27 protein-coding genes are annotated in these 23,676 nt (G+C 74.0%); 16 read left to right on the top strand and 11 right to left on the bottom strand.

Annotated elements, in window-relative coordinates:
- Nucleotides 1–31 precede the first annotated feature (31 nt).
- A complete protein-coding gene (locus ACIGNX_RS09515) occupies nt 32–580 on the top strand; it encodes a GtrA family protein (RefSeq protein ID WP_396538066.1) in 549 nt (182 codons plus the stop codon).
- Here the strand turns inward: ACIGNX_RS09515 and hisN are convergent.
- Nucleotides 541–1,359 (bottom strand): histidinol-phosphatase, encoded by an 819-nt coding sequence (gene hisN / locus ACIGNX_RS09510; RefSeq protein WP_396538064.1) that lies wholly within the window; start codon nt 1,357–1,359, stop codon nt 541–543. The genes ACIGNX_RS09515 and hisN overlap by 40 nt on opposite strands.
- A 33-nt stretch (nt 1,360–1,392) precedes the next feature.
- On the opposite strand from hisN, the gene ACIGNX_RS09505 reads away from it, so the two are divergent.
- Entirely contained in the window at nt 1,393–2,064 is a 672-nt protein-coding gene (locus ACIGNX_RS09505) for a response regulator transcription factor (RefSeq protein WP_396538062.1), read from the top strand.
- Nucleotides 2,064–3,338 (top strand): ATP-binding protein, encoded by a 1,275-nt coding sequence (locus ACIGNX_RS09500; protein ID WP_396538060.1) that lies wholly within the window; start codon nt 2,064–2,066, stop codon nt 3,336–3,338. The genes ACIGNX_RS09505 and ACIGNX_RS09500 overlap by 1 nt, the downstream gene beginning before the upstream one ends.
- Here ACIGNX_RS09500 and ACIGNX_RS09495 read toward each other — a convergent pair.
- The 8 genes from ACIGNX_RS09495 to ACIGNX_RS09460 are packed head-to-tail and all read right to left on the bottom strand — an operon-like array spanning nt 3,325 to nt 10,240.
- Nucleotides 3,325–3,612 carry a hypothetical protein gene (locus tag ACIGNX_RS09495; RefSeq protein WP_396538058.1) on the bottom strand — a complete coding sequence of 96 codons (288 nt, stop codon included), beginning with the start codon at nt 3,610–3,612 and terminating at the stop codon, nt 3,325–3,327. The two genes, ACIGNX_RS09500 and ACIGNX_RS09495, sit on opposite strands and share 14 nt — an antisense overlap.
- Nucleotides 3,609–6,362 carry a glycohydrolase toxin TNT-related protein gene (locus ACIGNX_RS09490; protein WP_396538056.1) on the bottom strand — a complete coding sequence of 918 codons (2,754 nt, stop codon included), beginning with the start codon at nt 6,360–6,362 and terminating at the stop codon, nt 3,609–3,611. The genes ACIGNX_RS09495 and ACIGNX_RS09490 overlap by 4 nt, the downstream gene beginning before the upstream one ends.
- A 14-nt stretch (nt 6,363–6,376) precedes the next feature.
- On the bottom strand, nt 6,377–6,685 hold the full coding sequence (locus ACIGNX_RS09485) for a hypothetical protein (protein WP_396538054.1): 309 nt from the start codon (nt 6,683–6,685) through the stop codon (nt 6,377–6,379).
- Complete coding sequence (locus tag ACIGNX_RS09480) at nt 6,682–7,212, bottom strand: YbaB/EbfC family nucleoid-associated protein (protein ID WP_396538052.1); 531 nt, start codon at nt 7,210–7,212, stop codon at nt 6,682–6,684. The genes ACIGNX_RS09485 and ACIGNX_RS09480 overlap by 4 nt, the downstream gene beginning before the upstream one ends.
- The gene (locus ACIGNX_RS09475; RefSeq protein ID WP_396538050.1) at nt 7,209–7,910 is read right to left on the bottom strand and encodes an adenosylcobinamide amidohydrolase; all 702 of its coding nucleotides are present in this window, start codon (nt 7,908–7,910) and stop codon (nt 7,209–7,211) included. The genes ACIGNX_RS09480 and ACIGNX_RS09475 overlap by 4 nt, the downstream gene beginning before the upstream one ends.
- Before the next feature lie 54 nt (nt 7,911–7,964).
- Nucleotides 7,965–8,894, bottom strand: coding sequence for a hydroxymethylglutaryl-CoA lyase (locus ACIGNX_RS09470; RefSeq protein ID WP_396538048.1), 930 nt, complete (start codon nt 8,892–8,894; stop codon nt 7,965–7,967).
- Entirely contained in the window at nt 8,881–9,408 is a 528-nt protein-coding gene (locus tag ACIGNX_RS09465) for a PH domain-containing protein (RefSeq protein WP_396538046.1), read from the bottom strand. Before ACIGNX_RS09465 ends, ACIGNX_RS09470 begins: the two co-directional genes overlap by 14 nt.
- Before the next feature lie 43 nt (nt 9,409–9,451).
- Nucleotides 9,452–10,240 carry a biotin--[acetyl-CoA-carboxylase] ligase gene (locus tag ACIGNX_RS09460; RefSeq protein ID WP_396538044.1) on the bottom strand — a complete coding sequence of 263 codons (789 nt, stop codon included), beginning with the start codon at nt 10,238–10,240 and terminating at the stop codon, nt 9,452–9,454.
- Nucleotides 10,241–10,414: 174 nt separating this feature from the next.
- On the opposite strand from ACIGNX_RS09460, the gene ACIGNX_RS09455 reads away from it, so the two are divergent.
- Together ACIGNX_RS09455 and ACIGNX_RS09450 are read left to right on the top strand one after the other, a co-directional pair.
- Nucleotides 10,415–12,046: an acyl-CoA carboxylase subunit beta gene (locus ACIGNX_RS09455; protein WP_396538042.1), complete on the top strand. Its 1,632-nt coding sequence runs from the start codon at nt 10,415–10,417 to the stop codon at nt 12,044–12,046.
- Entirely contained in the window at nt 12,043–12,255 is a 213-nt protein-coding gene (locus ACIGNX_RS09450) for an acyl-CoA carboxylase subunit epsilon (RefSeq protein ID WP_396538040.1), read from the top strand. Before ACIGNX_RS09455 ends, ACIGNX_RS09450 begins: the two co-directional genes overlap by 4 nt.
- Before the next feature lie 58 nt (nt 12,256–12,313).
- Here the strand turns inward: ACIGNX_RS09450 and ACIGNX_RS09445 are convergent, their stop codons facing one another.
- The gene (locus tag ACIGNX_RS09445; RefSeq protein WP_396538038.1) at nt 12,314–12,712 is read right to left on the bottom strand and encodes a hypothetical protein; all 399 of its coding nucleotides are present in this window, start codon (nt 12,710–12,712) and stop codon (nt 12,314–12,316) included.
- 93 nt (nt 12,713–12,805) lie between these two features.
- Here ACIGNX_RS09445 and ACIGNX_RS09440 point away from each other — a divergent pair, with 93 nt between their 5' ends.
- Both ACIGNX_RS09440 and ACIGNX_RS09435 read left to right on the top strand, forming a co-directional pair.
- Nucleotides 12,806–13,414 carry a Maf family protein gene (locus tag ACIGNX_RS09440; protein WP_396538037.1) on the top strand — a complete coding sequence of 203 codons (609 nt, stop codon included), beginning with the start codon at nt 12,806–12,808 and terminating at the stop codon, nt 13,412–13,414.
- Nucleotides 13,415–13,591: 177 nt separating this feature from the next.
- A complete protein-coding gene (locus ACIGNX_RS09435; RefSeq protein ID WP_396538035.1) occupies nt 13,592–14,935 on the top strand; it encodes a dicarboxylate/amino acid:cation symporter in 1,344 nt (447 codons plus the stop codon).
- Between the two features lie 132 nt (nt 14,936–15,067).
- On the opposite strand, the gene ACIGNX_RS09430 is transcribed toward ACIGNX_RS09435, so the two are convergent.
- Nucleotides 15,068–15,688 carry a hypothetical protein gene (locus ACIGNX_RS09430; protein ID WP_396538033.1) on the bottom strand — a complete coding sequence of 207 codons (621 nt, stop codon included), beginning with the start codon at nt 15,686–15,688 and terminating at the stop codon, nt 15,068–15,070.
- Between the two features lie 163 nt (nt 15,689–15,851).
- Between ACIGNX_RS09430 and ACIGNX_RS09425 the strand changes: the two genes are divergently transcribed.
- The 9 genes from ACIGNX_RS09425 (at nt 15,852) to ACIGNX_RS09385 (ending at nt 23,671) form a co-directional block, all read left to right on the top strand.
- Nucleotides 15,852–17,627 (top strand): acetyl/propionyl/methylcrotonyl-CoA carboxylase subunit alpha, encoded by a 1,776-nt coding sequence (locus tag ACIGNX_RS09425; RefSeq protein WP_396538031.1) that lies wholly within the window; start codon nt 15,852–15,854, stop codon nt 17,625–17,627.
- Nucleotides 17,628–17,637: 10 nt separating this feature from the next.
- Nucleotides 17,638–18,018 carry a DUF1707 domain-containing protein gene (locus tag ACIGNX_RS09420; RefSeq protein WP_396538029.1) on the top strand — a complete coding sequence of 127 codons (381 nt, stop codon included), beginning with the start codon at nt 17,638–17,640 and terminating at the stop codon, nt 18,016–18,018.
- Nucleotides 18,015–18,881: an HAD-IA family hydrolase gene (locus tag ACIGNX_RS09415; RefSeq protein ID WP_396538027.1), complete on the top strand. Its 867-nt coding sequence runs from the start codon at nt 18,015–18,017 to the stop codon at nt 18,879–18,881. Before ACIGNX_RS09420 ends, ACIGNX_RS09415 begins: the two co-directional genes overlap by 4 nt.
- A gap of 11 nt (nt 18,882–18,892) precedes the next feature.
- A complete protein-coding gene (locus ACIGNX_RS09410) occupies nt 18,893–19,333 on the top strand; it encodes a GNAT family N-acetyltransferase (protein WP_396538025.1) in 441 nt (146 codons plus the stop codon).
- A 6-nt stretch (nt 19,334–19,339) separates the two neighbouring features.
- A complete protein-coding gene (locus ACIGNX_RS09405; protein WP_396538023.1) occupies nt 19,340–19,927 on the top strand; it encodes a DUF3558 domain-containing protein in 588 nt (195 codons plus the stop codon).
- A 116-nt stretch (nt 19,928–20,043) separates the two neighbouring features.
- Nucleotides 20,044–20,421 (top strand): transcriptional regulator, encoded by a 378-nt coding sequence (locus ACIGNX_RS09400; protein ID WP_396538021.1) that lies wholly within the window; start codon nt 20,044–20,046, stop codon nt 20,419–20,421.
- A 27-nt stretch (nt 20,422–20,448) separates the two neighbouring features.
- Nucleotides 20,449–21,792: a PPE domain-containing protein gene (locus ACIGNX_RS09395; RefSeq protein ID WP_396538019.1), complete on the top strand. Its 1,344-nt coding sequence runs from the start codon at nt 20,449–20,451 to the stop codon at nt 21,790–21,792.
- Nucleotides 21,792–22,586: an ESX secretion-associated protein EspG gene (locus ACIGNX_RS09390; protein WP_396538017.1), complete on the top strand. Its 795-nt coding sequence runs from the start codon at nt 21,792–21,794 to the stop codon at nt 22,584–22,586. The genes ACIGNX_RS09395 and ACIGNX_RS09390 overlap by 1 nt, the downstream gene beginning before the upstream one ends.
- Before the next feature lie 167 nt (nt 22,587–22,753).
- Nucleotides 22,754–23,671 (top strand): DUF559 domain-containing protein, encoded by a 918-nt coding sequence (locus tag ACIGNX_RS09385; RefSeq protein WP_396538015.1) that lies wholly within the window; start codon nt 22,754–22,756, stop codon nt 23,669–23,671.
- The last annotated feature ends 5 nt before the right edge of the window (nt 23,672–23,676 follow it).

The following is a 23,676-nucleotide window of genomic DNA, read 5'->3' as shown; positions in this document are numbered from 1 at the left end:
CTTTCACCCCGGTCTTCCGTACACTGCCGGGGTGTCCGTTGTCGAGAGCGTCGTCCTGCGCCTGCCCGAGCCGCTGCGCTCGCTGGCCCTCAAGCACCGCGAGCTGCTGAAGTTCGCGGCGGTCGGCGGTACCTGCTTCGTGATCGACACGGCCATCTTCTTCGGCCTCAAGTCGACCATCCTCAACGAGAAGCCGGTCACCGCGAAGATCGTGGCGACGCTCGTGGCGACCATCGTGTCGTACGTGCTCAACCGCGAGTGGTCGTTCAAGACCAGGGGCGGCCGCGAGCGCCACCACGAAGCCGCCCTGTTCTTCCTGGTCAACGGCATCGGCATCGCGCTGAACTCGCTGCCGCTGTGGGTGTCGCGCTACCTGCTGCACCTGCAGGAGCCGCACGTGAGCAGGCTCGGCGAGGAGATCTCCGACTTCGTCAGCGCCCAGGTCATCGGCACGCTGATCGCCATGGCGTTCCGCTGGTGGGGCTACAAGAAGTGGGTGTTCCCCGAGGCCGACTTCCGACCGCGCCGCGTCACCCGGGCCTACGACCGGCCCGACGGCGAGGCCGCCGACCGCGCCTGACCCGATGCGAGGACGTCCAGCGCCGCGTCGTGCAGGCGCCCGTTGCTCGACAGCACGGTGCCGCCGTCGAAGCGCTCGACGCCGCCGAGGTCGCTGAACCGGCCGCCCGCCTCGGTCACCAGCACCTGGAACGGCGCGACGTCCCACGGGTTCACGATCGGCTCCGCGGCCACGTCGATCGCGCCCTCCGCGACCAGGCAGTGCTGCCAGAAGTCGCCGAACGCCCGGTTCTCCCAGCACGCGTCGACCAGCGCGAGGTACGCCTCCCGCGAGTGGTGCTCGACCCACGTGCCCAGGTGCGTGGTGGACAGGTAGGCGTCCGCCAGGTCGCCCACCGCCGACACGGAGATCGGCCGCTGCCCCGAAGCGTCCGAGGTGTGCGCGCCGCCACCCGCCGAGGCCCACCAGCGGCGGCCCAGCGCGGGAGCGCTCACCACCCCGACCACCGGCGTGCCGTCCACGACCAGCGCGATGAGGGTCGCCCACACGGGTACACCCCGCAGGAAGTTCTTGGTGCCGTCGATCGGGTCGACCACCCACGCCCGCCCGCCGCCCGCCGTGCCGCCGCGCTCCTCGCCCACGACCTGGTCGCCGGGCGCCTCGGCGGCGAGCACCGCGCGGATCGCGTCCTCCACGGCCACGTCGGCGTCGGTGACCGGCGTGCGGTCGGGCTTGCGCTCCACCACCAGGTCGCGGGCGCGGAACCGGGCCGTGGTGATCTCGTCGGCCTCGTCCGCGAGGCGGAGGGCGAGGGACAGGTCTGCACGAAGGTCGGACACGCGCTGGATCGTGCCACGCCTACGCTGGGTGCTGTGAGCGTGGTCTTGTTGGCCGAGGACGACCCGGCGATCGCCGAACCGCTGTCCCGCGCGTTACAGCGGGAGGGGTACCAGGTGCAGGTCGTCACCGACGGTCCGAGCGCGTTGGCCGCCGCCGAGCACAACGGCGTCGACCTGCTCGTGCTGGACCTCGGCTTGCCCGGGATGGACGGGCTGGAGGTGTGCCGCAGGCTGCGCGGGTCCGGCCGCGGGCTGCCGGTGCTGATGCTCACGGCCCGGTCCGACGAGGTGGACTTCGTCGTGGGCCTCGACGCGGGCGCGGACGACTACGTGGCCAAGCCGTTCCGGCTCGCCGAGCTGATGGCCCGCATCCGCGCCCTGCTGCGCCGCCGCGCGCCCGGCACGCTGGAGGTCAACGGCGTCCGCATGGACCTCGCCGCCCGCCGCGTCACCGTGGACGGGCTGGAGGTCCAGCTCGCGAACAAGGAGTTCGAGCTGCTGCGCGTGCTGATCCAGCGGGCGGGCCAGGTGGTGCACCGCGACGAGATCCTCTCCGAGGTCTGGAACGACCCGGAGCTGAAGAGCAGCAAGACCCTGGACATGCACATGTCGTGGCTGCGCCGCAAGCTCGGTGACGTGCGCTCGGTCGAGCGCCGCATCGCGACCGTCCGCGGTGTCGGCTTCCGCTTCAACACCGCGGACTGATGCGCACCCGGATCCTGCGGGCGATCCTGCTGGCCGTCGCGGTCACCGGGTTCGCCCTGGGACTCCCGCTGGGCTACACGGCGCTGCGGCTCGTGGAGGACGGCGCGCGCACCGACCTGGCCGCGCGGGCGCAGCGGATCGCCGCGTCCATCGACGACCAGATCGCGGGCGGCCGGGCGGTCGACCTGAAGCCGGTCGAGGTCGGCGTGCCGGAGGGCGGCCACCTGCTGGTGACCTGGGGCGGCGCGGTGCACGAGTTCGGCCGCACGCCCGGCCCCGACCCGCTCGCGGTGGAGGTGCCGATCGCGCAGCAGGGCACCGTGCGGCTGGAGCTGTCGTCCGCGCCGATGCGCACCTCGCAGTACCAGGTCGCGGCGCTGGTGGTGCTGCTGGTCGTGCTGTCGGTCAGCACCGGCACGGTGGTCGCCACGGTGACCGCGCGCCGGCTCGCCGCGCCCCTGCGGCACGTGGCGGCGAGGGCCGCCCGGCTCGGCGCGGGCGACTTCCGGCGCGACGGGCGGCGGCACGGCGTGCCGGAGCTGGACCTCGTGGCCGAGGCGCTGGACCGCTCGGCGGGCGCGCTGGCGGAACTCGTGCAGCGGGAACGGGAGCTGGTCGGCGACGTGTCGCACCAGCTCCGCAGCAGGTTGACGGCGTTGCAGCTGCGGCTGGAGGCGTTGTCGCTGCACCCGGAGCCGGACATGGCGGTCGAGGCGCGGGCCGCGCTGGAGCAGGCCGAGCGGCTCGCCGAGGTGCTCAACGAGATGCTGGCCGCGGCGCGGGCCGCCCGCGCGGTGGGCGCGGAACCGCTCGACCTCCGCTCGGAGTTGACCGCCATCGCCGAGGAGTGGCGGGAACCGCTGCGGCTCGTCGGGCGCAGCCTGCGCGTGCGGGTGCCCGAAGGGCTGATGGCGCGCGCCACGCCCGCCCGGCTGCGCGAGGCGATCGGCGTGCTGCTGGACAACGCCCTGCGGCACGGCGAGGGCCTGGTCGTCGTCTCCGCGCGCCGGGACGACGCCACGGTCGTGGTGGAGGTCGCCGACGGCGGCGCGGGCGTGCCGGACGAGCTGGCCCACCACATCTTCGAGCGCGGGGTGTCCGGCGGCGGGTCGACCGGCGTGGGGCTGGCGCTCGCGCGGGCCCTGGTCGACGCCGACGGCGGGCGGCTGGAGCTGTCCACCGCCCGGCCGGCGACGTTCGCGCTGTTCCTGCCCGTGCCGAAGGCCGAGGACGTGGTCGGCGTGCCGTGGCGGACCGACCTCACGCCTCGGTAGGCGCGGCCTCCGGTTCGGCGGCGCGAGGCAGCACGCCGACCGCGCCGCGCACGACCTGCGCCCACACCAACCGGCCGAACAGGTAGTGGCAGGCGACGTCCTCGCTGGTGAACGCGGCCCAGTCGTACCGGTTGCCCTGCTCGCGCCAGAAGACCTCGAACCCCTCCCCGGTCGGCAGCAGGCACCACGTGTTGTCGGCCTCCGCGCCGATCGACACGACCTCCGCGGGCACGCCCACGGCCAGCAACCACCCCTGGATCGACTCCGCGTTCACGCCATCTCCTCCAGGTAGCCCAGCGCGACCAGGTCGGCGACCGGGTAGGTGGTGCGGAACCGCGCGCCGCCGCCGGGCTGGCCGAACCACTCCGCGGACAGGGTGAACCACACCGGCAGCACCTTGGCGACCCGGTAGCGGTGGTAGCCCGCGCCCACCAGGGCGGGCGGCAGCGAGCGCTCGGCGTACGGGGTGCCGAGCTGGGACAGCACCCGGCCCTCCGGCCCGCCGAACCGGTCCAGCTCCACGCCGACGGCGAGCACGCCCGGTTGGCCCGCCTCGTAACCGCCCTCGGGGAACAGCTCACCGGGCGGCCAGGCGTACTCGGGCGGGTCGGCGCGGACCAGGAAGCGGCGGTCCCAGTCGCGCTCGTGCAGGCCCGCCAGCGGGTCGTAGCCGGCCAGCACGGCCGGGTCCGGCTCGGTGCCGGGGCCGAGGACCAGTCGCGGGCGGTTGACGGCGGGAGCCGGGTCCGCGCCGGTCGGCTCGGCGGCGGTGGGTCCCGCGCCGGACAGCCGCGACCGCACCGCGTCCTGGCCGCCGACGCGCAGGTCGAGGCCGAGCCGGGCGGAGGCGTCGACCAGGTGCCCCTCCGGGTGGCCCTGCGGCTCGAAGCGCAGGCCGGCGGCGAACGCCTCGTCCTCCGACGGCGGCGGCAACTGGCGGGCGGGCTTCGCGGCGGGCGGCGGGAGCGTGCCGCCGGGGAACATGTGCAGCAGGAACGCCGCCGCCGCTTCGGTGGTCGGCCGCGCGGTGCGCGCGGCGGGCACCGGCGGTCCGGCCGGGGTGCCGTCGGGCTCGGTCGGCAGGACCGCCGACGTGCCGCCGGCCGGGAGGGGCGGTGCGAGGGTGTCGCGCCCGCCGACCGGGACGGGGATGATCGCGAAGGCGAGGTCGCCGTCCTGCGCCTGCCGTTCGACGGCGGCCAGGGCGTCCTTCAGGTCCTGCCGGACGTCCCCGTGGTCGGTCTTGAGGTCGGTCTTGGTCTCACCCTTGGGCTGCGCCTCGGCCTTCGCCGGGGCCTCGCCCTTGCCCTGGGCGCCCTGGTTCTGGCCCTGGTTCTGGCCCTGGCCCGACTGGCCCTGCGTCGACTGGCCCTGGCCGGGCTGCGTCTGGCCGGGCTGCGTCTGGCCGGGTTGGGCGGCCCGCGCCTCGGTCTTCGACGCGGCCTGCTGGCCGGACTGCTGGCCCGGGGTCTGCGCGGCCGGCGCCTGGGTGGTCGGTGCCTGGGTCGTCGGCGCCGGACCGGTGGGGGCGGCGGTCGCGGCCGGGGTCTGCGGGACGGCGGCCGGTGCCGCCGCGGTGGGCGCGCCGCCGACGGACGGGCCGGTGAACGCCGGACCCTGCGGCACGGCCTGGTTCGCGGCCGGGGCCACCGGCTGGGCCGTCGCGTGGGGCGCTTCGGCGTGCGGCAGCACCGGGCGGTCCAGGACCGTCGCGGACGACTGGTTCACCGTGCCCTCGGCGCGGCTGCCCGCGGTGTCCACGACGTGGGCCGCGGTGTCGACGACCGGGTTCACCACGTTGCCGACCAGGTTGCCCACCGCGTTGCCGAGGCCGGGCGCCGAGCCCTGACCGGGACCGGCGTGGCCAGGACCCGCGTGGCCCGGTCCGGCGTAGCCCGGCCCGGTGCTGCCCGGTCCGCTATTGCCCGGACCGTTGTCGCCCGGACCCGCGTGGTTCGGTCCGCCGTGGTCGACGGGACCGTGGTTCGGCCGGCCGACCGCGCCGTCCACCGCACCGCCGACGGCCCCGGTCACGTCGCCCGCCTTGTCCAGCACCGGTTCCACCACGGCGGCGACCGGGGGCGCGACGGAGCCGACCGCGTCCACGACGGGCGTGACCACCGCGTTCACCGTGTCGGTCACGCCACCCAGCAGGCCGCCGACCAGACCGGGTGCCTGACCACCACCGGGCCCGTGAGCACCGCTGGGCCCGTGAGAGCCACCGGGCCCGTGAGCACCGCCGCCTCGCCCCTCGGAACCGGCGGGCTGGGGTCCGTCGACGGCGGGTGCCTGGACACCGGGCCCGTGGCCGGTCGAGCCGTGGCCCTGGGAGCCTCCGGGCAGCAGGCCGTCGAGCAGGCCGGTGCCGCGACCGCCCCCGTGCCCACCGCCGTGCTGACCGCCCGCCGGGTCGCCGCCCGGGTGCCCGCCGCCGTGCTGCTGACCCGCACCGTGGCCGTGGCCCGCGTCGCCGGGCCCGTGCACGCCGGGGTTGGCGTCGACCGGCAGGTGGCCGCCGACCTGCACCCCGCTGTCCAGCCGCACGGCACTGGCCAACGTGTCGGTCAGGTGCGTGACGTTGGCCGCCGTGCCCCGCAGCGCCGTCTCCAGCCCCAGCAGGGCCGTCGGGTGCCCGGCGTTGGCGGCCTGGTGGGCGGCGTCGGTGTTCTTCGCCAGGTTCACCAGCTCGCGCACCAGCTCGACCTTCGCCGCGCCGACCTGCTGCGCCGCGTGGTCCAACCGGTCGGCCGCCGCGTGGCAGCCGCGCACCACGGAGTTCAGCGTCCCGTCCGGCGCGGTGAACCGGTTCCAGTGGCCGCGGGCCGCGTCGCCGGCCGCCCCGGACATGGCGGCCAGCGCCTTGCCCGCGGACCCGTCGGACTCCCCCGCCAGCCTCGACAGCTTCGCGCCCGCGTCACGCCACGCGGTGGCCGAGGCGCGCAACTTGTCCTCGTCCGCCTGCGGCCACGACACGCCCGCCTTGGCGGCGACGTCGGCCAGCTCGGCCGGCAGCTCGATCCCCATCACGGCCCCCTGAGTCAGATCGCGCCGAGCGCGTTGCGGTTGCCCTCTTCGACCTCGCGGTAGGTGCGGGCCGTCTCGGCGAAGCGCTCCCCGACGCCGCCGAAGCCCGCGCCCAGCCCCGTCAACCCGCTCAGCACCTCGCCGGACGGCCGCACGTGGCCCGCCGCGAAGCTCTGCCCGATCGCGTCCGCGCCCCAGCACTCGCCCAGCGAGTCGAGCGTGCCGGTCAGCTCGGCCGCGATCTTCCCGGCGCGCTCGGCGAACGCGCCGAAGTCGTCCGCGCCCTCGGCGAGCCGGGCGAGGTCGGTCCGGAAGCCGGTCATCTCGTTCTCCTCGCACTCGGGTTCCGCGCACCCGGGTTCGGCGCACCGGGGTTCAGCGCACCGGGGTTCGGCGCACCGGGGTTCAGCGCGGTGGCGGCGTCGGCGTCGAGCCAGTCGCGCTGTTCGAAGTCCTCGTCGTCCACGACGACCGGGCGGCGGGCGGGCGGCCGGATCTCCTCGGGCCGCAGGTCGGCCGTGCCGCGCAACAACGCCTCGGGATCGGTGCCGGCCGGCAGCACGGGGCTCAGCGCCCGGTACGCGCCCTCGGCGGCCCGGGCCACCGCCTCCCGGGTCGTGCCGAGGATCAGCTGGGCGAGCTGCGCGGGCCGCAGCCGGTACGCGCGGTCGTCCAGCTCCAGGTCGGTGAGCGCGCCCCTGGCGTCGACCACGGCGGTCACCGAGCCGTCGGGGCTCGTGGCCGACCCGGTGATCCGGGCCAGGTCGCGCTGCACGGAAGCCAGCTGGTCGCGGCTGCGCCGGTAGTCGGCGAGCAGCTCGTCCACCTGGGCGCGGTGCTCGGTCGTCACGGCCACCTCCGGGTTTCGCCGTCGCCGGGCATGGTCGTCGGTCGCGCGTTGGACGTTACGACCCCGACCCGGGTTCCCGTCCGTTCGAGGGAAATCCCGGTGTGGACGGCGCGGTGGACCGTCCGGGCCAACGCGGACCCGATCGGGGACCTCGGCCCGCCGTAGGGCTCGACCGGGCCGTCCACCGGGCACAGCAGGACGACCGCGTCGGTCACCGTGCCCGTCCCCGGCACGCCCGCCTCGCCCAGCGCCTGCGCCTTGGCCTCCGCGACCGTGGCGACCGCGTTCACCAGGGCCGCGTCCGCCAACCGCACGGGCAGCACGCAGACCGCGTTGATCGTGCCGACGCCGGGCGGCCCGGCGGCGGCCGGCAGATCACCGGACGACGGCCCGGCGGCCCACGTCGGGTGCGCGCCGATGCCGGTCGTCACCCAGGACCGCACGCCGCCGTCGGTCTCGCGCACCACGTCCCGCACGTCCACCGCCGTCAGCAGACCCGTTCCCGGCCCGCGCAGCCCGAGGCCGGCGGCGATCTCGGCGACGTGCGCGTCCGGGTCGGGCCGCGCGTAGTCCTTCGGCACGGTCGCGTTCAACGCCCAGTGCCGCACGCCGAGCCCGCCGCCGTGCGGGCCGGAGGAGATCGCCACCACCGGCCGGGGCAACCGCCACACCAGCACGCCGGGGTGCCGCTCGATCACCGCGCGGACCGCGGCTTCGGCGGCTCCCCGGGAACGCCGCGCACCCCCACCGCGCTACCCCCGCAGCGCCCGGACCACCCGCGACGGGCTCGGCCTGCCCAGCCGCCGCGCCATCCACGCGCTGGTGTCGGCGAGCTTGTCCAGGTCGACGCCGTGCTCCACGCCGAGCCCGTCCAGCATCCACACCAGGTCCTCGGTGGCGAGGTTCCCGGTCGCGGACTCGGCGTACGGGCAGCCGCCCAGCCCGCCCGCCGACGAGTCGATCGTGCGCACGCCCGCCCGCATCGCGGCCAGCGTGTTCGCCAGCGCCTGCCCGTAGGTGTCGTGGAAGTGCACCGCGAGCCGGTCCACGCCGTCGAACCCGGCCAGCAGCGCGGTCACCTGCCCCGGCGTGGCCACGCCGATCGTGTCGCCGAGCGAGAGCTGGTCGCAGCCCAGGTCCAGCAACCGCTTCCCGACGCCGACGACCTGCTCGCGCGGCACGGCGCCCTCCCACGGGTCGCCGAAGCACATCGAGACGTACCCGCGCACCGCCAGCCCCTCGGCCTTGGCGCGCGACACGACCGGCTCGAACATGGCGAACTGCTCGTCCAGGCCCCGGTTGAGGTTGCGCCGGGCGAACGTCTCCGTGGCACTGGCGAAGATCGCCACGTGCTCGACGCCGGCCCGCAGCGCCCGTTCCAGCCCGCGCTCGTTGGGCACCAGCACGGGGTAGCTCACCCCGGGCCGCTTGACCAGCCCGGCCAGCAGCTCCTCCGCGTCGGCCAGCTGCGGCACCCACTTCGGGTGGACGAAGCTCGTCGCCTCCAGCACCGTGCCGCCCGCGTCGGCCAGCCGGTCCAGGAACTCGAGCTTCGTGCCGACCGGCACGACCTCGGACTCGTTCTGCAACCCGTCCCGCGGCCCGACCTCCCAGATCGTCACGCGGTCCGGCAGACCGCTCGCGCCCACCACGTCCGGCAGGCCGACTTCACGCGCGCCCATCTGTGACCCTGTCCTCCGTCCGGTGGCCGTCGGCGTCGTCGTCGATCTCCCGGTACAGCGCCGAGTGCACCTTCTCCACCTGCCCGATGTCGTCGAACTCCAACGGCTCGTCCGACGCCGACTCGATGATCAGCGTGCCGCAGCCGAGCACCCGGTCCAGCGGGCCGTGCTCGAAGCGGACGCTGTTGACGCGCCGCAGCGGGATGTCCAGGCCGGTGCGGCGGAACACGCCGATCCGGTACATCACGCGCTCGCTGGTGACGATGAAGTGCGTGGTGCGCCAGCGGAGCAGCGGCGCGACCGTCAACCAGGCCAGCAGCACCACGACGAGCGCGGCCAGCACGGCCCAGGCGACCGTTGCCCACCCCAGGTCCGCCACCTGCACGGCGAGGTACGCGCCACCACCGACCACGACGACCAGCGCGAGCACCGGGCCGACCAGCGTCTTCCAGTGCGGGTGCTGGTGGATCACGACGTGCTCGCCGGTGCTGAGCAGGTCGTCCGGGTACGCCACGACCGGTCCCTTCGGTGGCTGGGCTCGCCTGGAGCGGCAAGCCTCACCGTACCCGCAGGTGCACCACGTCCCCGGCGGAAACGGAGTGCTCGTCCCCCGACTCGTCGCGCACCACCAGGGTTCCGTCGACGCCGAGGTCGTGCGCGGTGCCCAGCAGCGCCCCGCCCCCGGCCAGCTCCACCCGGACCGGCCGGCCGAGCGTGACGCAGTGCCGGCGGTACTCCTCGCGCAACGCCGGCTCGTCGCCGCCGGACCGCCGCCACCGCTCCTCCAGCGCCGCCAGCTCGCGCAGCAGCGCGATCGCGACCCGGGTGCGGTCCAGCGGGCCCGCGTGGTCCTCCAGGCTCGTCGGCACCAGGCCGCCCGCGCCGGGCTCCACGTCGTCGGGCAGCTTCGCCACGTTGAGCCCGATCCCGACGACGACGGCCTGCCCCGAGCCGGGCGCGATCTCGGCCAGCACGCCGGCGGCCTTGGCGTCGCCGACCAGCAGGTCGTTCGGCCACTTGAGGGTGGCCTCGACGCCGAACTCGCGCGCCGTGCGGACCAGCGCCACGCCGGCGAGCAGCGTCAACCACGGCAGCCGCGCGGGCGCCACGCCCGTCGGGCGGAACAGCACGCTCAGGTACACGCCGCCGGTGGGCGAGGTCCAGCCCCGGCCGCGCCGCCCCTGGCCCGCGGTCTGCCGCTCGGCGAGCAGCGCGGTCCGGTCGTGCGCGCCGCGGACCGCCGCGCCGCGCAGGTCGGCGTTCGTCGACCCGGTCTCGGGCACGACGTCGACGGTCGCGTACCGGCCGGTGAGCGCGGAGCGGAGGGCGGCGGCATCCAGGGTCACGGTGGAAGGGTAGAAGCGACCCGTCCCACCCGCTGTGTCGGAGCGGTGTGGGTGGTGGGGCGGGTCGCCGCGCCAAGCCTGCAACCTCCACCGCGCTGGAGGTCAACACGCCCGCCAGTGACCTGGGCTACTACCCCCGGCCGGGTCCGGGCGGTCTGGTTAAGCTGCCGCGCTATGAGCAGTGCGACCGCCCCCATCGGCGAGGAGCCGGACGTCCACACCACGGCCGGGAAGCTGGCCGACCTGCACCGGCGCAACGAGGAGGCCGTGCACGCCGGCTCGGCGCGCATGGTGGAGAAGCAGCACGCCAAGGGCAAGAAGACCGCCCGCGAGCGCATCGACCTGCTGCTCGACCCCGGCTCGTTCGTCGAGCTGGACGAGCTGGCGCGGCACCGCTCGACCAACTTCGGGCAGGAGCGCAACCGGCCCTACGGCGACGGCGTGGTGACCGGCTACGGCACCGTCGACGGCCGCCCGGTGTGCGTGTTCAGCCAGGACGTCACCGTGTTCGGCGGTTCGCTCGGCGAGGTGTACGGCGAGAAGATCGTCAAGGTCATGGACCTGGCGATCAAGACCGGCCGGCCGATCATCGGCATCAACGAGGGCGGCGGCGCGCGCATCCAGGAGGGCGTCGTCTCGCTCGGCCTCTACGGCGAGATCTTCCGCCGCAACGTGGCCGCGTCCGGCGTCGTGCCGCAGATCTCGCTGATCATGGGCGCGAACGCGGGCGGCCACGTCTACTCGCCCGCGCTGACCGACTTCGTGGTGATGGTCGACCAGACCTCGCACATGTTCATCACCGGCCCGGACGTGATCAAGACCGTCACGGGCGAGGACGTCGGCTTCGAGGAGCTGGGCGGCGGTCGCACGCACAACACCAAGTCCGGCAACGCGCACTACCTCGGCGACAACGAGGAGGACGCCATCTCCTACGTCAAGGAGCTGCTGTCCTACCTGCCCGCCAACAACATGTCCGAGCCGCCCGTCTTCGACGCGCCCGACGACGTGGTGCACGGCTCGATCGAGGACTCGGTCACCGACTCCGACCGCGAGCTGGACACCCTGATCCCGGACTCCGCGAACCAGCCCTACGACATGCACGAGGTCATCACCCGCGTGCTGGACGAGGGCGAGTTCCTGGAGGTCCAGCCGCTGTTCGCGCCGAACATCCTGATCGGCTTCGGCCGGGTCGACGGCCACTCGGTCGGCGTCGTGGCCAACCAGCCGACCCAGTTCGCGGGCTGCCTGGACATCGACGCCTCGGAGAAGGCCGCGCGGTTCGTGCGCACCTGCGACGCGTTCAACATCCCGGTGCTGACGTTCGTGGACGTGCCCGGCTTCCTGCCCGGCACCGACCAGGAGTGGAACGGCATCATCCGGCGCGGCGCGAAGCTGATCTACGCCTACGCCGAGGCGACCGTGCCGCTGGTCACCGTGATCACCCGCAAGGCCTACGGCGGCGCGTACGACGTGATGGGGTCCAAGCACCTGGGCGCGGACATCAACCTGGCGTGGCCGACGGCGCAGATCGCGGTCATGGGCGCGCAGGGCGCGGCGAACATCGTGCACCGCAAGGCGCTGGCGAACGCCGTCGCTTCGGGCGAGGACGTGGACGCGCTTCGGGCCCGTTTGCAGCAAGAGTACGAAGACACCCTCTGCAACCCTTACGTGGCCGCCGAACGCGGTTATGTTGATGGTGTGATCCCTCCCTCTTTCACGCGATCGCACGTCGCCAGGGCGCTGGCGGTGCTGCGCGACAAGCGCGAGGCGCTGCCGCCCAAGAAGCACGGGAACATCCCGCTGTGAGCGCGGGGCCGCACCTCCGGGTGGTGCGCGGGAACCCGGACGACGTGGAGCTGGCCGCCGTGGCGGCGGTCGTGGCCGGCCTCGCCTCGGCCGGCGGTCCCCCGGCCGGGCAGCCGCGCCGCACGGCGTGGTCGGACAAGTCGAGGCAGGTGCGGCGACCGCTGCCGCACGGCCCCGGCGCGTGGCGCGCCTCCGCCCTCCCGGGCTGAGCCGCGCGGACCCGCCGAACCGCCGCCGGTGCGCCGGCGGCGGTCCCCGTGCTGCCCGCTAGCAGTCCACGCGCCGCGAGTTGACCTGCACGCCGTCGCCGAGCACGGTCACCTCGCGGCACCGCGTGCCGTCCGGCACGCGCAACCGGACCCGCAGCCACACGTCGTCGGCCCCGACCCGCGAGGCCAGCACCTCGACGCCCTCGGCGGCGACCGCCGACGGCACGGCGGCGGGCCGCGACACCCGCGCGATCGACGTCACCCGGTCCACCGCCCGCAGCTCCGCGCGGTCGCCGCCGTCGGCGAACGGCCAGAACGCCACCCCGTAGCCGACCGGGTCGGTGGACACGACCCGGGCCGCCAGGGCCAGGACGAGGGCGGCCGGCACCACCAGGAGCCACCGGTACCGGCCTCGACCGCGGTCGGCCCGGCGGACCACCAGAGCCACTCGCTGCACATCACGAGGTTGCCGAACGCCCCCACGGCGCGCATCGGTAGTTCTACGCACCGCGCCCGCACCGCACCGGCGGCCCGCCCTAGGCTGCACGCCGTGCGCTTCGTCCTCGCCTCCCAGTCCCCCGCCCGCCTCGCCGTGCTGCGTGCCGCCGGCGTCGAGCCCGTCGTGCGGGTGTCCGGCGTCGACGAGGACGCGCTGGCCGCCTCCCTGACCGACCCCACGCCGGCCGAGCTGGTCACGGCCCTGGCGACGGCGAAGGCCGAGGCGATCGCCCGGGACGAGGACGGCGACGCGGTGGTCGTCGGCTGCGACTCGATGCTGCGCACCGCCGACGGCGAGGTGCACGGCAAGCCCGGCACCGTCGAGGTCGCGCGGGAGCGCTGGAAGAAGATGGCGGGCACCACCGGCACCCTGCTCACCGGGCACGCCGTGCTGAAGATCGACAGCGGGCGCGAGGTGGCGCGCGCGATCGGGCACGAGGCGACCCTGGTGCGGTTCGGCCGGCCGACCGACGACGAGCTGGAGGCGTACCTCGCCACGGGCGAGCCGCTGCACGTCGCCGGGGCGTTCACGCTCGACGGGCTGGGCGGCTGGTTCGTGGACGGCATCGACGGCGACCCGTCCAGCGTCATCGGCATCAGCCTGCCGCTCACCCGCCGGCTGGTGCGCCAGGTGGGTGTCGCGGTGTCCGACATCTGGTAGCCGTTGTCACATTTCCCCTGATCCGGGAAGCTCTGCGAAGGGCTCTCGCGTTGGGGGAACCGTGGGTGAACTGCTGACGCGCCGGCGTCACATCGACTACGGGCGCAGGACGAGCGCGGGCTGTCGCGGCTGACGCCGCCCCCGTCGCCCTCCCCTGCGCACCCAACCGGAGCAGTCGTGTCGTTCGTCCGCAGTTATACGAAGCCGAAGGTGTTCGGCATCACCGTCCTGGCCGCCCTCGTCCTGGGCGCCCTGGCCGGGTACGTCGCCAAGGCCGCCGACCAGGAGTGGCTCACCACCGCGCTGGGCCACATCGGCGACGTCTTCACCAGCCTGCTGCAGTTCACCGTCATCCCCCTGGTGTTCACCGCGATCGTGGTGGGCATCACGAGCCTGCGCCGCCTCGGCACGAACCGCGCGGCGCGGCTGGGCGGGAAGACGCTGCTGTGGTTCGCCACCACGTCCCTGATCGCCGTGCTCATCGGCCTGGCGATCGGGTTGGTCTTCAAGCCGGGCTCCGGCGTGCAGGTCCAGCCGTCGCAGGCGGCGGTGGAGAAGCTCGCCGCGCGCGACCAGGGTTCCTGGAGCACCCTGCTGGACACCCTGATCCCGTCCAACCTGTTCAGCGCCTTCACCGAGGGCGAGGTGCTGCAGGTCGTGTTCATCTCGGTGCTGGTCGGCTTCGCCGCGTACGCGCTCGGCGAGAAGGCCGCCCCGTTCGTCACGCTGACCCGCTCGGCGTTCGACCTGATCCAGAAGATCGTCGGCTGGGTCGTGCTGCTGGCCCCGATCGGCGTGTTCGGCCTGATCGGCACGGCGTTCGCGACCTACGGCAACTCGTTCGTGCGGCCGCTGTTCTCGCTGATCGCGGCGGTGTACGGCGGGTCGCTGCTGGTGCTGTTCGTGGTGTACCCGCTGCTGCTGCGGTTCGTCGGCCGGGTGTCGCCGGTGACGTTCTTCGCCAAGGCGTGGACCGCGATCCAGTTCGCGTTCGTGTCCCGGTCGTCGGGCGCGACGCTGCCGCTGAGCAGGCAGACCGCCGCCAACCTCGGCGTGGACAACGACTACGCGTCGTTCGCCGTGCCGCTGGGCACGACCACGAAGATGGACGGTTGCGCGGCCGTGTACCCGGCCGTCGCCACGGTGTTCATCGCGAACCTGTTCGGCGTGCAGCTGGGCGTGTGGCAGTACGTGGCGATCGTCGCGGTCGCGGTCTTCGGCGCGCTGGCCACCGCGGGCACGACCGGCTGGTTCACCATGCTGACGCTGACCCTGGGCGCGGTGAACATGCCGCCGGAGGTCATCGCCACCGGTGTCGCCGTGGTCTACGCGATCGACCCGATCCTGGACATGGTCCGCACGGCCACGAACGTGACCGGCCAGATCACCGTCCCGGTCCTGGTGGCCCGCGGCGAGGGCCTGCTGGACGACGAGGTGCTCAACGCCCCGAGCGAGCCGCCGCTGCTCTCCGGCCCGCGCCCGACCACCGCGACCACCACCAACACCCCCGTCCCGGCCTGACCCGGGCGTAGAACCCGGGGGTCCTGAACGTTCGACACACCGGGCCCGGGTGTTCGACACGCGCGTGTGTCGAACACCCGGGCCCTTCGTGTCGAACGCCCGGGACCCCCGGGTTCCGCGTTCCGGTCCCCGTCACGTGCCGCAGCGGCGCAGCTCCGACGCGTCCGGCGCCACGGCGGGCCACCCCGGCAACGCCTCCGCACCGCCGACCACCGGCGTGCACCCCAGCTCGCCGCGGGTCGGCGAGAACACCTGCGCGAACCACCGCTCGCACGCCACCCCCGCCGGGCACCCCCGCTGCACGGCCACGACGTCGGCGACCGCGTCACCGTCCACGTCGTGCAGCCCGAGGTGACCGCCGCCCGCCACGTACGGCGCCTGCACCCGCGACCACGCCCCGGACCGCCGCACGAGCACCTCGCCCTCGATCTCGCCCCGGACCTCGCCGCGCGCCAGGCACACCGCCACCTCGGCGTCCACGCACTGCAGGGACGACGCGTCGATCCGGGCTCCCGAAGACGCGATGGTCAGTTCGAAGACGTTGGGCCCCGAAGCGCCGCTGGTCTTGATCCGGCCCGAGAGGACGCCGACGAGCAGTTCCACTGAATCGAGGCCGACCTCCTGCTTCACCACCGAACGGCACGCCGCCGCGCCGCAGCGCAATTCGTCCCGGGGCGCGACGGTGCCCGGGTCGGCGGCCGGAGGAGGGCGCAGTGACCAGGCGAAGACCAGTCCCGCGATAGTGATGAGCACAGCTGCGCAAGCTGTCATAAGCGCGGCCGCAGGCGGGCGTGTCACGATTCCCGATTGTTCCACCCAAGCGTGAGCTGTCTCTCGGTCACCGGGAACGGACAGGTCACTAAACTCCCCGACCATTGCCGCTCCAAGTCCCAGCGTTGCCAGGAGGTAGGACGTCGTGTCGCTGCGCAAGGTCCTCGTCGCCAACCGCGGTGAGATCGCCGTCCGGGTCATCCGTGCCTGCCGAGACGCCGGTCTGGCCAGCGTCGCCGTGTACGCCGACCCGGACCGGGACGCCCCGTTCGTCCGGTTGGCGGACGAGGCGTTCGCCCTGGGCGGCAGCACGCCCGGGGACAGCTACCTGTCGATCGACAAGCTGCTCGACGTGGCCAAGCGGGCGGGTGCGGACTCCGTGCACCCCGGCTACGGCTTCCTGTCCGAGAACGCCGACTTCGCGCAGGCGGTGCTCGACGCGGGCCTGACGTGGGTCGGGCCGACCCCGCAGGCGATCCGGGACCTGGGCGACAAGGTGACCGCGCGGCACATCGCGATGCGCGCCGGCGCGCCGCTGGTGCCCGGCACCAAGGACCCGGTGTCCGGCCCGGACGAGGTGATCGCGTTCGCCGAGGAGCACGGCCTGCCGGTCGCCATCAAGGCGGCGTTCGGCGGCGGCGGGCGCGGCCTCAAGGTCGCCCGCACGATCGAGGAGATCCCCGAGCTGTTCGACAGCGCGGTGCGCGAGGCCGTCACGGCGTTCGGCCGCGGCGAGTGCTTCGTCGAGCGGTACCTGGACAAGCCGCGGCACGTCGAGGCGCAGGTGCTGGCCGACCAGCACGGCAACGTCATCGTCGTCGGCACGCGCGACTGCTCGTTGCAGCGCCGCCACCAGAAGCTGGTCGAGGAGGCGCCCGCGCCGTTCCTGACCGACGAGCAGCGCGCCGAGATCCACCGCTCGGCCCGCGCGATCTGCAAGGAGGCCGGCTACCACGGCGCCGGCACGGTCGAGTACCTGGTCGCGGTGGACGGCACCATCTCCTTCCTCGAGGTCAACACCCGCCTGCAGGTCGAGCACCCGGTCAGCGAGGAGACCTCGGGCCTCGACCTGGTGCGCGAGCAGTTCCGCATCGCCGCCGGCGAGGTGCTGCGCTTCACCGAGGACCCGACCCCGCGCGGCCACTCGATCGAGTTCCGCATCAACGGCGAGGACGCGGGCCGCAACTTCCTGCCCGCGCCCGGAACCGTCACCACGTTCACCGCGCCGTCGGGCCCCGGCGTCCGGGTCGACGCGGGCGTGGAGAGCGGCACGGTCATCGGCGGCCAGTTCGACTCGCTGCTGGCGAAGCTGATCGTCACGGGCGAGGACCGGAACCAGGCGCTGGAGCGGGCCCGGCGCGCGCTGGACGAGATGGTGGTGGACGGCATGGCGACCGTGCTGCCGTTCCACCGCGCGATCGTGCGCGACCCGGCGTTCATCGGCACCGAGGACGGCTTCACCGTGCACACGCGGTGGATCGAGACCGAGTTCGACAACACCATCGCGCCGTTCACCGACGGCGCGGAGGCCGAGGAGGCCGAGGCGCGGCAGACGCTGGTCGTCGAGGTCGGCGGGCGTCGCCTGGAGGTCTCGCTGCCCGGCGACCTGGTGCTCGGCGGCGGTGGCGGCGGTGTCGCGACCAAGGCGGGCGCGAAGGCCAAGCCGCGCAAGCGCGGTGGCGCTAAGGGCGGCGCGGCGGTCTCCGGCGACGCGGTGGCGGCGCCGATGCAGGGCACGATCGTCAAGGTCGCCGTCGAGAACGGCCGACAGGTCGAGGCGGGCGAGCTGCTCGTCGTGCTGGAGGCCATGAAGATGGAGAACCCGGTCACCGCGCACAAGGCGGGCGTCGTCACCGGCCTGGCCGCCGAGCCGGGCGCGACCGTCACCCAGGGCACGGTGATCTGCGAGATCAAGGAATAGGCTCACCCGGGTGAGCGAGCGGGAGATCCGGATCGGCGACGCGGAGCGGGAGCACGCGCTCGGGCTGCTCGGCACGCACCTCGGCGAGGGGCGGCTGACGGTGGACGAGTACGGCGACCGCTCCGCCCGCGTCGCGACCGCGAAGACCCGCGGCGACCTGTACGACCTGTTCGCCGACCTGCCCGCGCCGCGACCGCGGTTCACGGAACTCGAACCGCTCGCGCCCGCGCCCGCCCAGCGCGGGTTCGCCGTGGACGCGCGGCTCGGCAGCGCGGCCATCACCGCGGTGGCGATCATCAGCGTGGTGCTGTTCTTCGTGACCAAGTTCCCGCTGGTGTTCCTGCTGATCCCCCTGGTGGCGCTGGTCGTCGGACGGATGGGCAGGCGGTGAGCGCGCCGACGTTGCTGCTGCTCGACCTCGACGGCGTGCTGCGGCGCTTCCCGCCGGACGCGCCGGTCGAGGACCGGTTCGGCCTGCCCCGCGGCACGCTGGCGCGGGTGTCGTTCGCCCTGTCCGACCCCGCCATCGCGGGCCGCGCCACCGACGAGGAGTGGCGCGCGGCCGTGCGGGAGCGGCTGGCCTCCGAAGGGCTCGCGCCGGAGCGCGCGGCCGAGGCGGTGGCGGCGTGGACGCGGGTCGGCGAGGTCGTCCCCGAAGCGCTGGACCTGGTGCGGCGGGCACGCCGGCGGTGCCGGGTGGCGTTGCTGTCCAACGCGACGGACCGGCTGCCGCGCGACCTCGCGGAGCTGGGCCTGGACCGGGAGGTGGACGAGGTGCTGTCGTCCGCCCGGCTCGGGGTGGCCAAGCCGGCGCCCGAGGTGTTCCGGCGGGCGTTGCGGGAGTTGCGGCACGCCCCGTCGGGGACGTTGTTCTGCGACGACAACGCGGTGAACGTCGACGCCGCCCGAACCCTCGGGATCGACGCCGTGCACACGCCGGACTTCCCGGCGCTGCACGGGGCGTTGTCGTCGCGCGGCCTGCTGGACGACCCGGACGGCGACGACGACGGTGACGGCACGTTGTTGCTGGTGCTGCACGACCGCGGGGACGCGGAGGAGGCCGCGCGGGAGCTGGCCGGGGCGGGCTGGTCGCCGTGCGCGGTGCACAAGGACGTGCTGGCCGGCGAGGACGACCTGGAGGACGCCGACTGGGTCGTGGAGTTGACCACCGGTCCCGACGACCGGCCCGCGTCCGCCCACCGAGGGCTGGTCGAAGAGCTGGCCCGGCGGCACGACGGGTTCGTGACGGACTAGCCTCTGCCCGCATGGAGGCCGTCGAGATCAACGCGGGTGAGTTCTACCTGCGCCAACTCCGCGCCGACGACCGCATCGACGACCGGGTGGCGTTGGTGGGCGGCGGTCTCTTCCCGGACCTGGACGCGGCCGGCGCGCACATCGCCGAACGCGCGCGCCAGTGGCACGCCGAGGAGTCGTGCTCCTGGGCCGTGTGCGACCAGCTCACCGGGACGGCCGTCGGCGTGGTCGCGCTGACCGCCGCCGGCGAGCTGGACTGCTGGACGACACCGGGGCTGCGCGGCAGGGGGATCGCGACCCGCGCGACCGGCGCCGTGCTGCGGTTCGGCTTCGGGTTCCTCGACCTCCCGCTGATCACCGCCAGACCACCGGACGAGGCCGCGCGGCGGGTCGCCGCGAAGTGCGGCTTCACAGCCGAGGGTCCACTTGGCGTGTGGACCCGGCTACGGTAGGTGTCCATGAGGGGTGCTCGGGTGCTCACCGCCACGCTCTGCGCGTTGGTGCTGGCCTCCTGCACCCCGGTCCCCGAGAAGAAGGCCGACGGCCGCGTCGACGAACCGCTGGACGTCACCGCGACCACCGTGCCGTCGTTGCCGCCCAGGCCCCGTGAGCTGCGGTTGGACCGCGTCGAGCCGTGCGAGGTGCTGTCGGAGGAGCAGCGCGTCCAGCTGAGCCTGGACAACCCGCCCAGCCCGTACGTGGAGTCGAGCTTCGGCAACGCGAAGGCGTGCACCATGCGCAGCAACATCAGCGGGAACGTCGTGCGGCTCGCCCTCGTCACAGTGGAGGGCGTGGGAGTGTGGCTCAGCGAGAACGCCCAGGTGCACGTGGAGCAGACCACGATCTCCGGGTTCCCGGGTTTGACGGTGCGGACACCGGGCATGGAGAACGTGTGCAACGTCGAGGTGGACGTCGCGGAGGGGCAGTTCCTCGACGTGATGTTCCGCGACGGCGGTAACGAAACGGCGGCCAAGCAGGACACTCTGTGCCAGGGGGCGCAACGGGCGGCAGAAGCGGCGGTAGCCGGTTTGCTGCAGCGGCGCTGATCCACGCGGGCGATGTCGGGTCCACCTACTCCCCGCTGTCGGACCGTGTGGCTAGAGTGACCTTGCGCGGGAACCGGATGACGCGTGACGGGAACGAGGAAGGCGGGAGGTCGTCGATGCCGTCGGAAGACCACGGCCACGGCGCTGACACGGGCTCACCACCGCCCCTGGCGCACACGTTGAACGTCGAGCCCGGCGCGATTCCCGGCCTGCGCAGCGCGTTCGCGGGCGCGCTGACCAAGCTGGACGAGCAGATCGAGCTGGCGATCACCGAGGTGCGGGTCCGCCCGTGGGCGGGTGACCCGGTGAGCCAGGACGCGGCGGAGCGGTTCAACGAGCGGTCGTTGGAATCGGGCGACTCGGCGCTGATCGCGTTGGAGAACTACCAGCGGCAGCTCAAGTCGGCGATGGACGCGCTCACCCTGGTGGAGCAGCAGTACCGGTCCATCGAGGAAGACAACACCGGGTTGATGGGACAGCAGGGCCGCCGCTGAGCGCCCGGCGCAGGCAAGGGGAAGATCATGCCCGACGGACACCGCTGGAGCGGGTACAGCCACGAAGAGCTGTACGAGCAGATCAACTCCGGGCCGGGGCCCAGGGCCTCGCACGCCTCGGTGGAGCGGTGGCAGGGCGTCTCCGCCGCGTTGACCGAGATCAACGCCGAGCTGCACGCCGGCGTGCTGCGGTCCGGGGCGACCTGGGAGGGCCAGGCCGCGGAGAAGGCGCGGTCGGGCATCAACCCGCTGGCCGCGTGGGCCGACGACGCCCGCGCCGGCGCGGAGGTGATGCGCGTGTCGGCCGAGCTCCAGGCGGACTACATCGCCAAGGCGCGCGCGGACATGCCGCCGCCGGTGAAGGTGACCGCGGAGGAGCCGAACCTGCTCGTCACCGCGCTGACGAACCTGGTGGGCGGGCAGACCGACTTCGAGGCGCAGGAGAAGGCGAAGAACGCGGCCGAGCAGCGGGCGCGCGAGGTCATGTCGACCTACGCCTCCAGCACGACCTCGAACACCAGCACGCTGGGCCAGTTCCACCAGCCGCCGCAGCTGGTCATCAGCACCCCGGACGTGGTGCGCAACGACTCGGCGGGCGTGGCCGCGCCGGGTTGGGGCTACGGCGGTCCGCGCGGCGGGCGCGGCGGTGGCCGCGGTGGGTGGCGCGGTGGTCGTGGCGGTCGCGGTGGCGGTTGGGCGCCGCGCCCGGCGCAGCCCGCGCCCGGCGGGTCGACGGGCACGTCGTGGTCCGGGTCGTCGGGTTCCTCGGGGTCGACCAGGCCGTCGACGGCGACGACGACCACCCCGGCGTCCGCCTCCGGCACGGGCCCCGGCTCGACGCCGGGCGGGTACGGGCCGGGCGACGTGATCGGCGGCGGTGGCCAGCAGGGCGGCAACACCAAGGACCGGCGCAACAACGCCTCGGGGTCGACCGAGACGAGCAACGGCCAGCAGGGCGGTTCCGGCGGCGGTGGCGCGAGCGGCTCCGGGTCGGGGTCGTCGTCGAGCCAGCAGCAGCTGCTGCCCGGCGGTGCGTTGCCCAGCGGGACGACGACGGCGAGTTCGGCGGAGATCGGCGCGTTCGCGACGGCCAACGCGCAGCACGCGGTGGCGGCCCCCGGCGGGTCCACTGGGTCGCTGATGGGCGCCGGCAGCCAGGTCGGCGGCAACGACACCGTGCACAAGCGCAGCACGCCCGCCCCGGCGCAGCAGGTGTTCGACCCGTTCGGCGGGTTGGGCGGTCCGCGTGCGGCGGAGGAGGAAGAGGACGCCACGCACGACGCGGCGGACTACCTGCGGCAGACCGACGACATCTACGGCGTCGGCGGGATGATCTCGCCACCGGTGATCGGGGAGAGCACCACCCGCTGATGACGACGTTCGGCCTGGACCTGGGCGACAACGACCTGCGCGAACCCGTGACGATCTCGGCACTGGAGTTCGACGTGCTGTGGGAGCACCTGCGGCTGGAGACCATGCCGCTGGTGCTGAAGGTGCCGTCGCCGGGCAAGACGCACGCCGAGCGCGCCGAGCTGGAGCAGCGGGCGTGGTCGGAGCTGGACCGGCGCGGTCTCGGCCGCCCGGTGTCGCTGGACCCGGTGCTGGAGGACCTGCTGCACCTGCTGAACCGGCCGCGGCACGAGGTGGACGGCCGGTTGTGGCTGGGGCACAGCGTCCGCGTCCTGGCGGCGGCCAAGGGCCAGTCGGGCGTGCTGGCGGTGCTGGAGCACGACCGGTTGACGCTGCGGCCCGCGTCGGCCGAGGGGCTGGCCCGGGAGGCGCTGTCCGTGCTGCCGCAGCTCCCGGCCGGGCCCGGGCACTCCGTGACGCTGCCGAGCGCCGACCTGGACGCCGCCGCGGCCGTGTCCAACACGCCGGACGAGCTGGAGCAGGCGCTGCTGTCGCGGGGCATCCGGCAGCAGGACGCGCACACGTTGGCCGACATGTTCCGCGACGCGGGTCACCGCGGCCAGTTCGGCGCGGCGAGCCGGGACAAGTACGGCAAGCGCGTGCGCCAGGACCACGTGGTGTCGTTCTTCGACACCCCGCAGGGCCGCTACATCCAACTGCGCCGCGCCACCCCGGGCCAACAACCGTGGAGCACCGTCGCCCCCGTCGACTCCCGCCGCCTCCTCCACCACCTGGAATCCCTGACCACCCCGTGAGTCCAACCCCCAGCTCGCGAGAGTCCTACCTTCACGGCGCGTGAGTCCAACCGTCAGCCCGCGAGAGTCCTACGTTCGGACGCCGTGAGTTCAACGCTCACGCATCGCGGCTTCCCACGATCAGGTGAACCGTGTACGGGATCGGGAGTCCCGCCACTCGGTTATGCATGATCGAACTGCCCCCGGGCCTCCACGGCGCCTACCCCCGCACGCGGCTGCACGACCACATCGGCCGGCAAGCCGTGAGCCGCGCCATCCGCGACGGCCACCTCGTCAACTACTGCCGCACGGTCGTCATCCAGCGCGAACGCATGATGAGCCTGCACACCCGGGCCGCCGCCGCGCTGCTCATGGCCGGGCCCGACGCCGTGCTCACCGACCACACGGCGGCCTGGCTGCACGGCTGCACGGCGGCCGAGACCAACCGCGTGCACATCCTCCTGGACTACGACCGCAGGCTCCGCCCCCGCCCCGGCCTCGCCGTCCACTACCACCAGTACGACCCGGCGGACGTGGTCGAGGTCGACGGGCTGCGGTGCATGATGCTCGACTACGCCATCGCCGACCTGCTGTGCCGCAGCCGTCGCCGCTCCACGGCCCTGGCCTGCGCCGATCAGGCACTCGGTGCCCTCCCTCCGCAGGAGCGTGCCGCGTTCAAGGCCGACCTGACCGTGCGCATCGCGACCCGCCGTGACCACCGGGGACGGCGGCAGGGCGTGTTCCTGCTGGACCTGGCCACGGGACTGCCCGAGTCACCGGCGGAGAGCACGCTCCTGCTCACGATCGCCGAGGCCGGCTTCCCGCTGCCGGAGCCCCAGCACCCCGTTCGCGACCTGGACGGCCGTGAGCTCTGGCGGCTCGACTTCGCGTGGCCGGACGCCCGGGTGGCCCTGGAGTACGACGGTTACGCGGCGCACGTCGACAAGGCCGAGGCGGACCAGGCCCGTGACGAGGACCTGCGGCGGCGCGGGTGGAAGGTGCTGCGGGCCGACGCCTCGGACCTCCGCAACCCCGCACGGCTGTTCCGACAGTTGAGCGTTGAACTCGGGGGTCCTGAACGTAGGACTCACGCGTTCTGGGTGTAGGACTC

Origin of the sequence: Actinosynnema sp. NPDC053489 (assembly GCF_044544865.1) — a bacterium.
GTDB lineage: Bacteria > Actinomycetota > Actinomycetes > Mycobacteriales > Pseudonocardiaceae > Actinosynnema.
The sequence above is the reverse complement of the archived record's forward strand: the minus strand, read 5'-3'. Positions and strand labels throughout refer to the sequence as shown.

Coding starts and splice junctions, on each gene's coding strand:
- ACIGNX_RS09470 (WP_396538048.1), bottom strand. CDS start 8,894: ATGGGCGCGCGTGAAGTCGGCCTGCCGGACGTGGTGGGCGCGAGCGGT.
- ACIGNX_RS09400 (WP_396538021.1), top strand. CDS start 20,044: ATGCCGTCGGAAGACCACGGCCACGGCGCTGACACGGGCTCACCACCG.
- ACIGNX_RS09485 (WP_396538054.1), bottom strand. CDS start 6,685: ATGACCGGCTTCCGGACCGACCTCGCCCGGCTCGCCGAGGGCGCGGAC.
- ACIGNX_RS09385 (WP_396538015.1), top strand. CDS start 22,754: ATGATCGAACTGCCCCCGGGCCTCCACGGCGCCTACCCCCGCACGCGG.
- ACIGNX_RS09455 (WP_396538042.1), top strand. CDS start 10,415: ATGAGCAGTGCGACCGCCCCCATCGGCGAGGAGCCGGACGTCCACACC.
- ACIGNX_RS09395 (WP_396538019.1), top strand. CDS start 20,449: ATGCCCGACGGACACCGCTGGAGCGGGTACAGCCACGAAGAGCTGTAC.
- ACIGNX_RS09500 (WP_396538060.1), top strand. CDS start 2,064: ATGCGCACCCGGATCCTGCGGGCGATCCTGCTGGCCGTCGCGGTCACC.
- ACIGNX_RS09405 (WP_396538023.1), top strand. CDS start 19,340: ATGAGGGGTGCTCGGGTGCTCACCGCCACGCTCTGCGCGTTGGTGCTG.
- ACIGNX_RS09490 (WP_396538056.1), bottom strand. CDS start 6,362: ATGGGGATCGAGCTGCCGGCCGAGCTGGCCGACGTCGCCGCCAAGGCG.
- ACIGNX_RS09390 (WP_396538017.1), top strand. CDS start 21,792: ATGACGACGTTCGGCCTGGACCTGGGCGACAACGACCTGCGCGAACCC.
- ACIGNX_RS09410 (WP_396538025.1), top strand. CDS start 18,893: ATGGAGGCCGTCGAGATCAACGCGGGTGAGTTCTACCTGCGCCAACTC.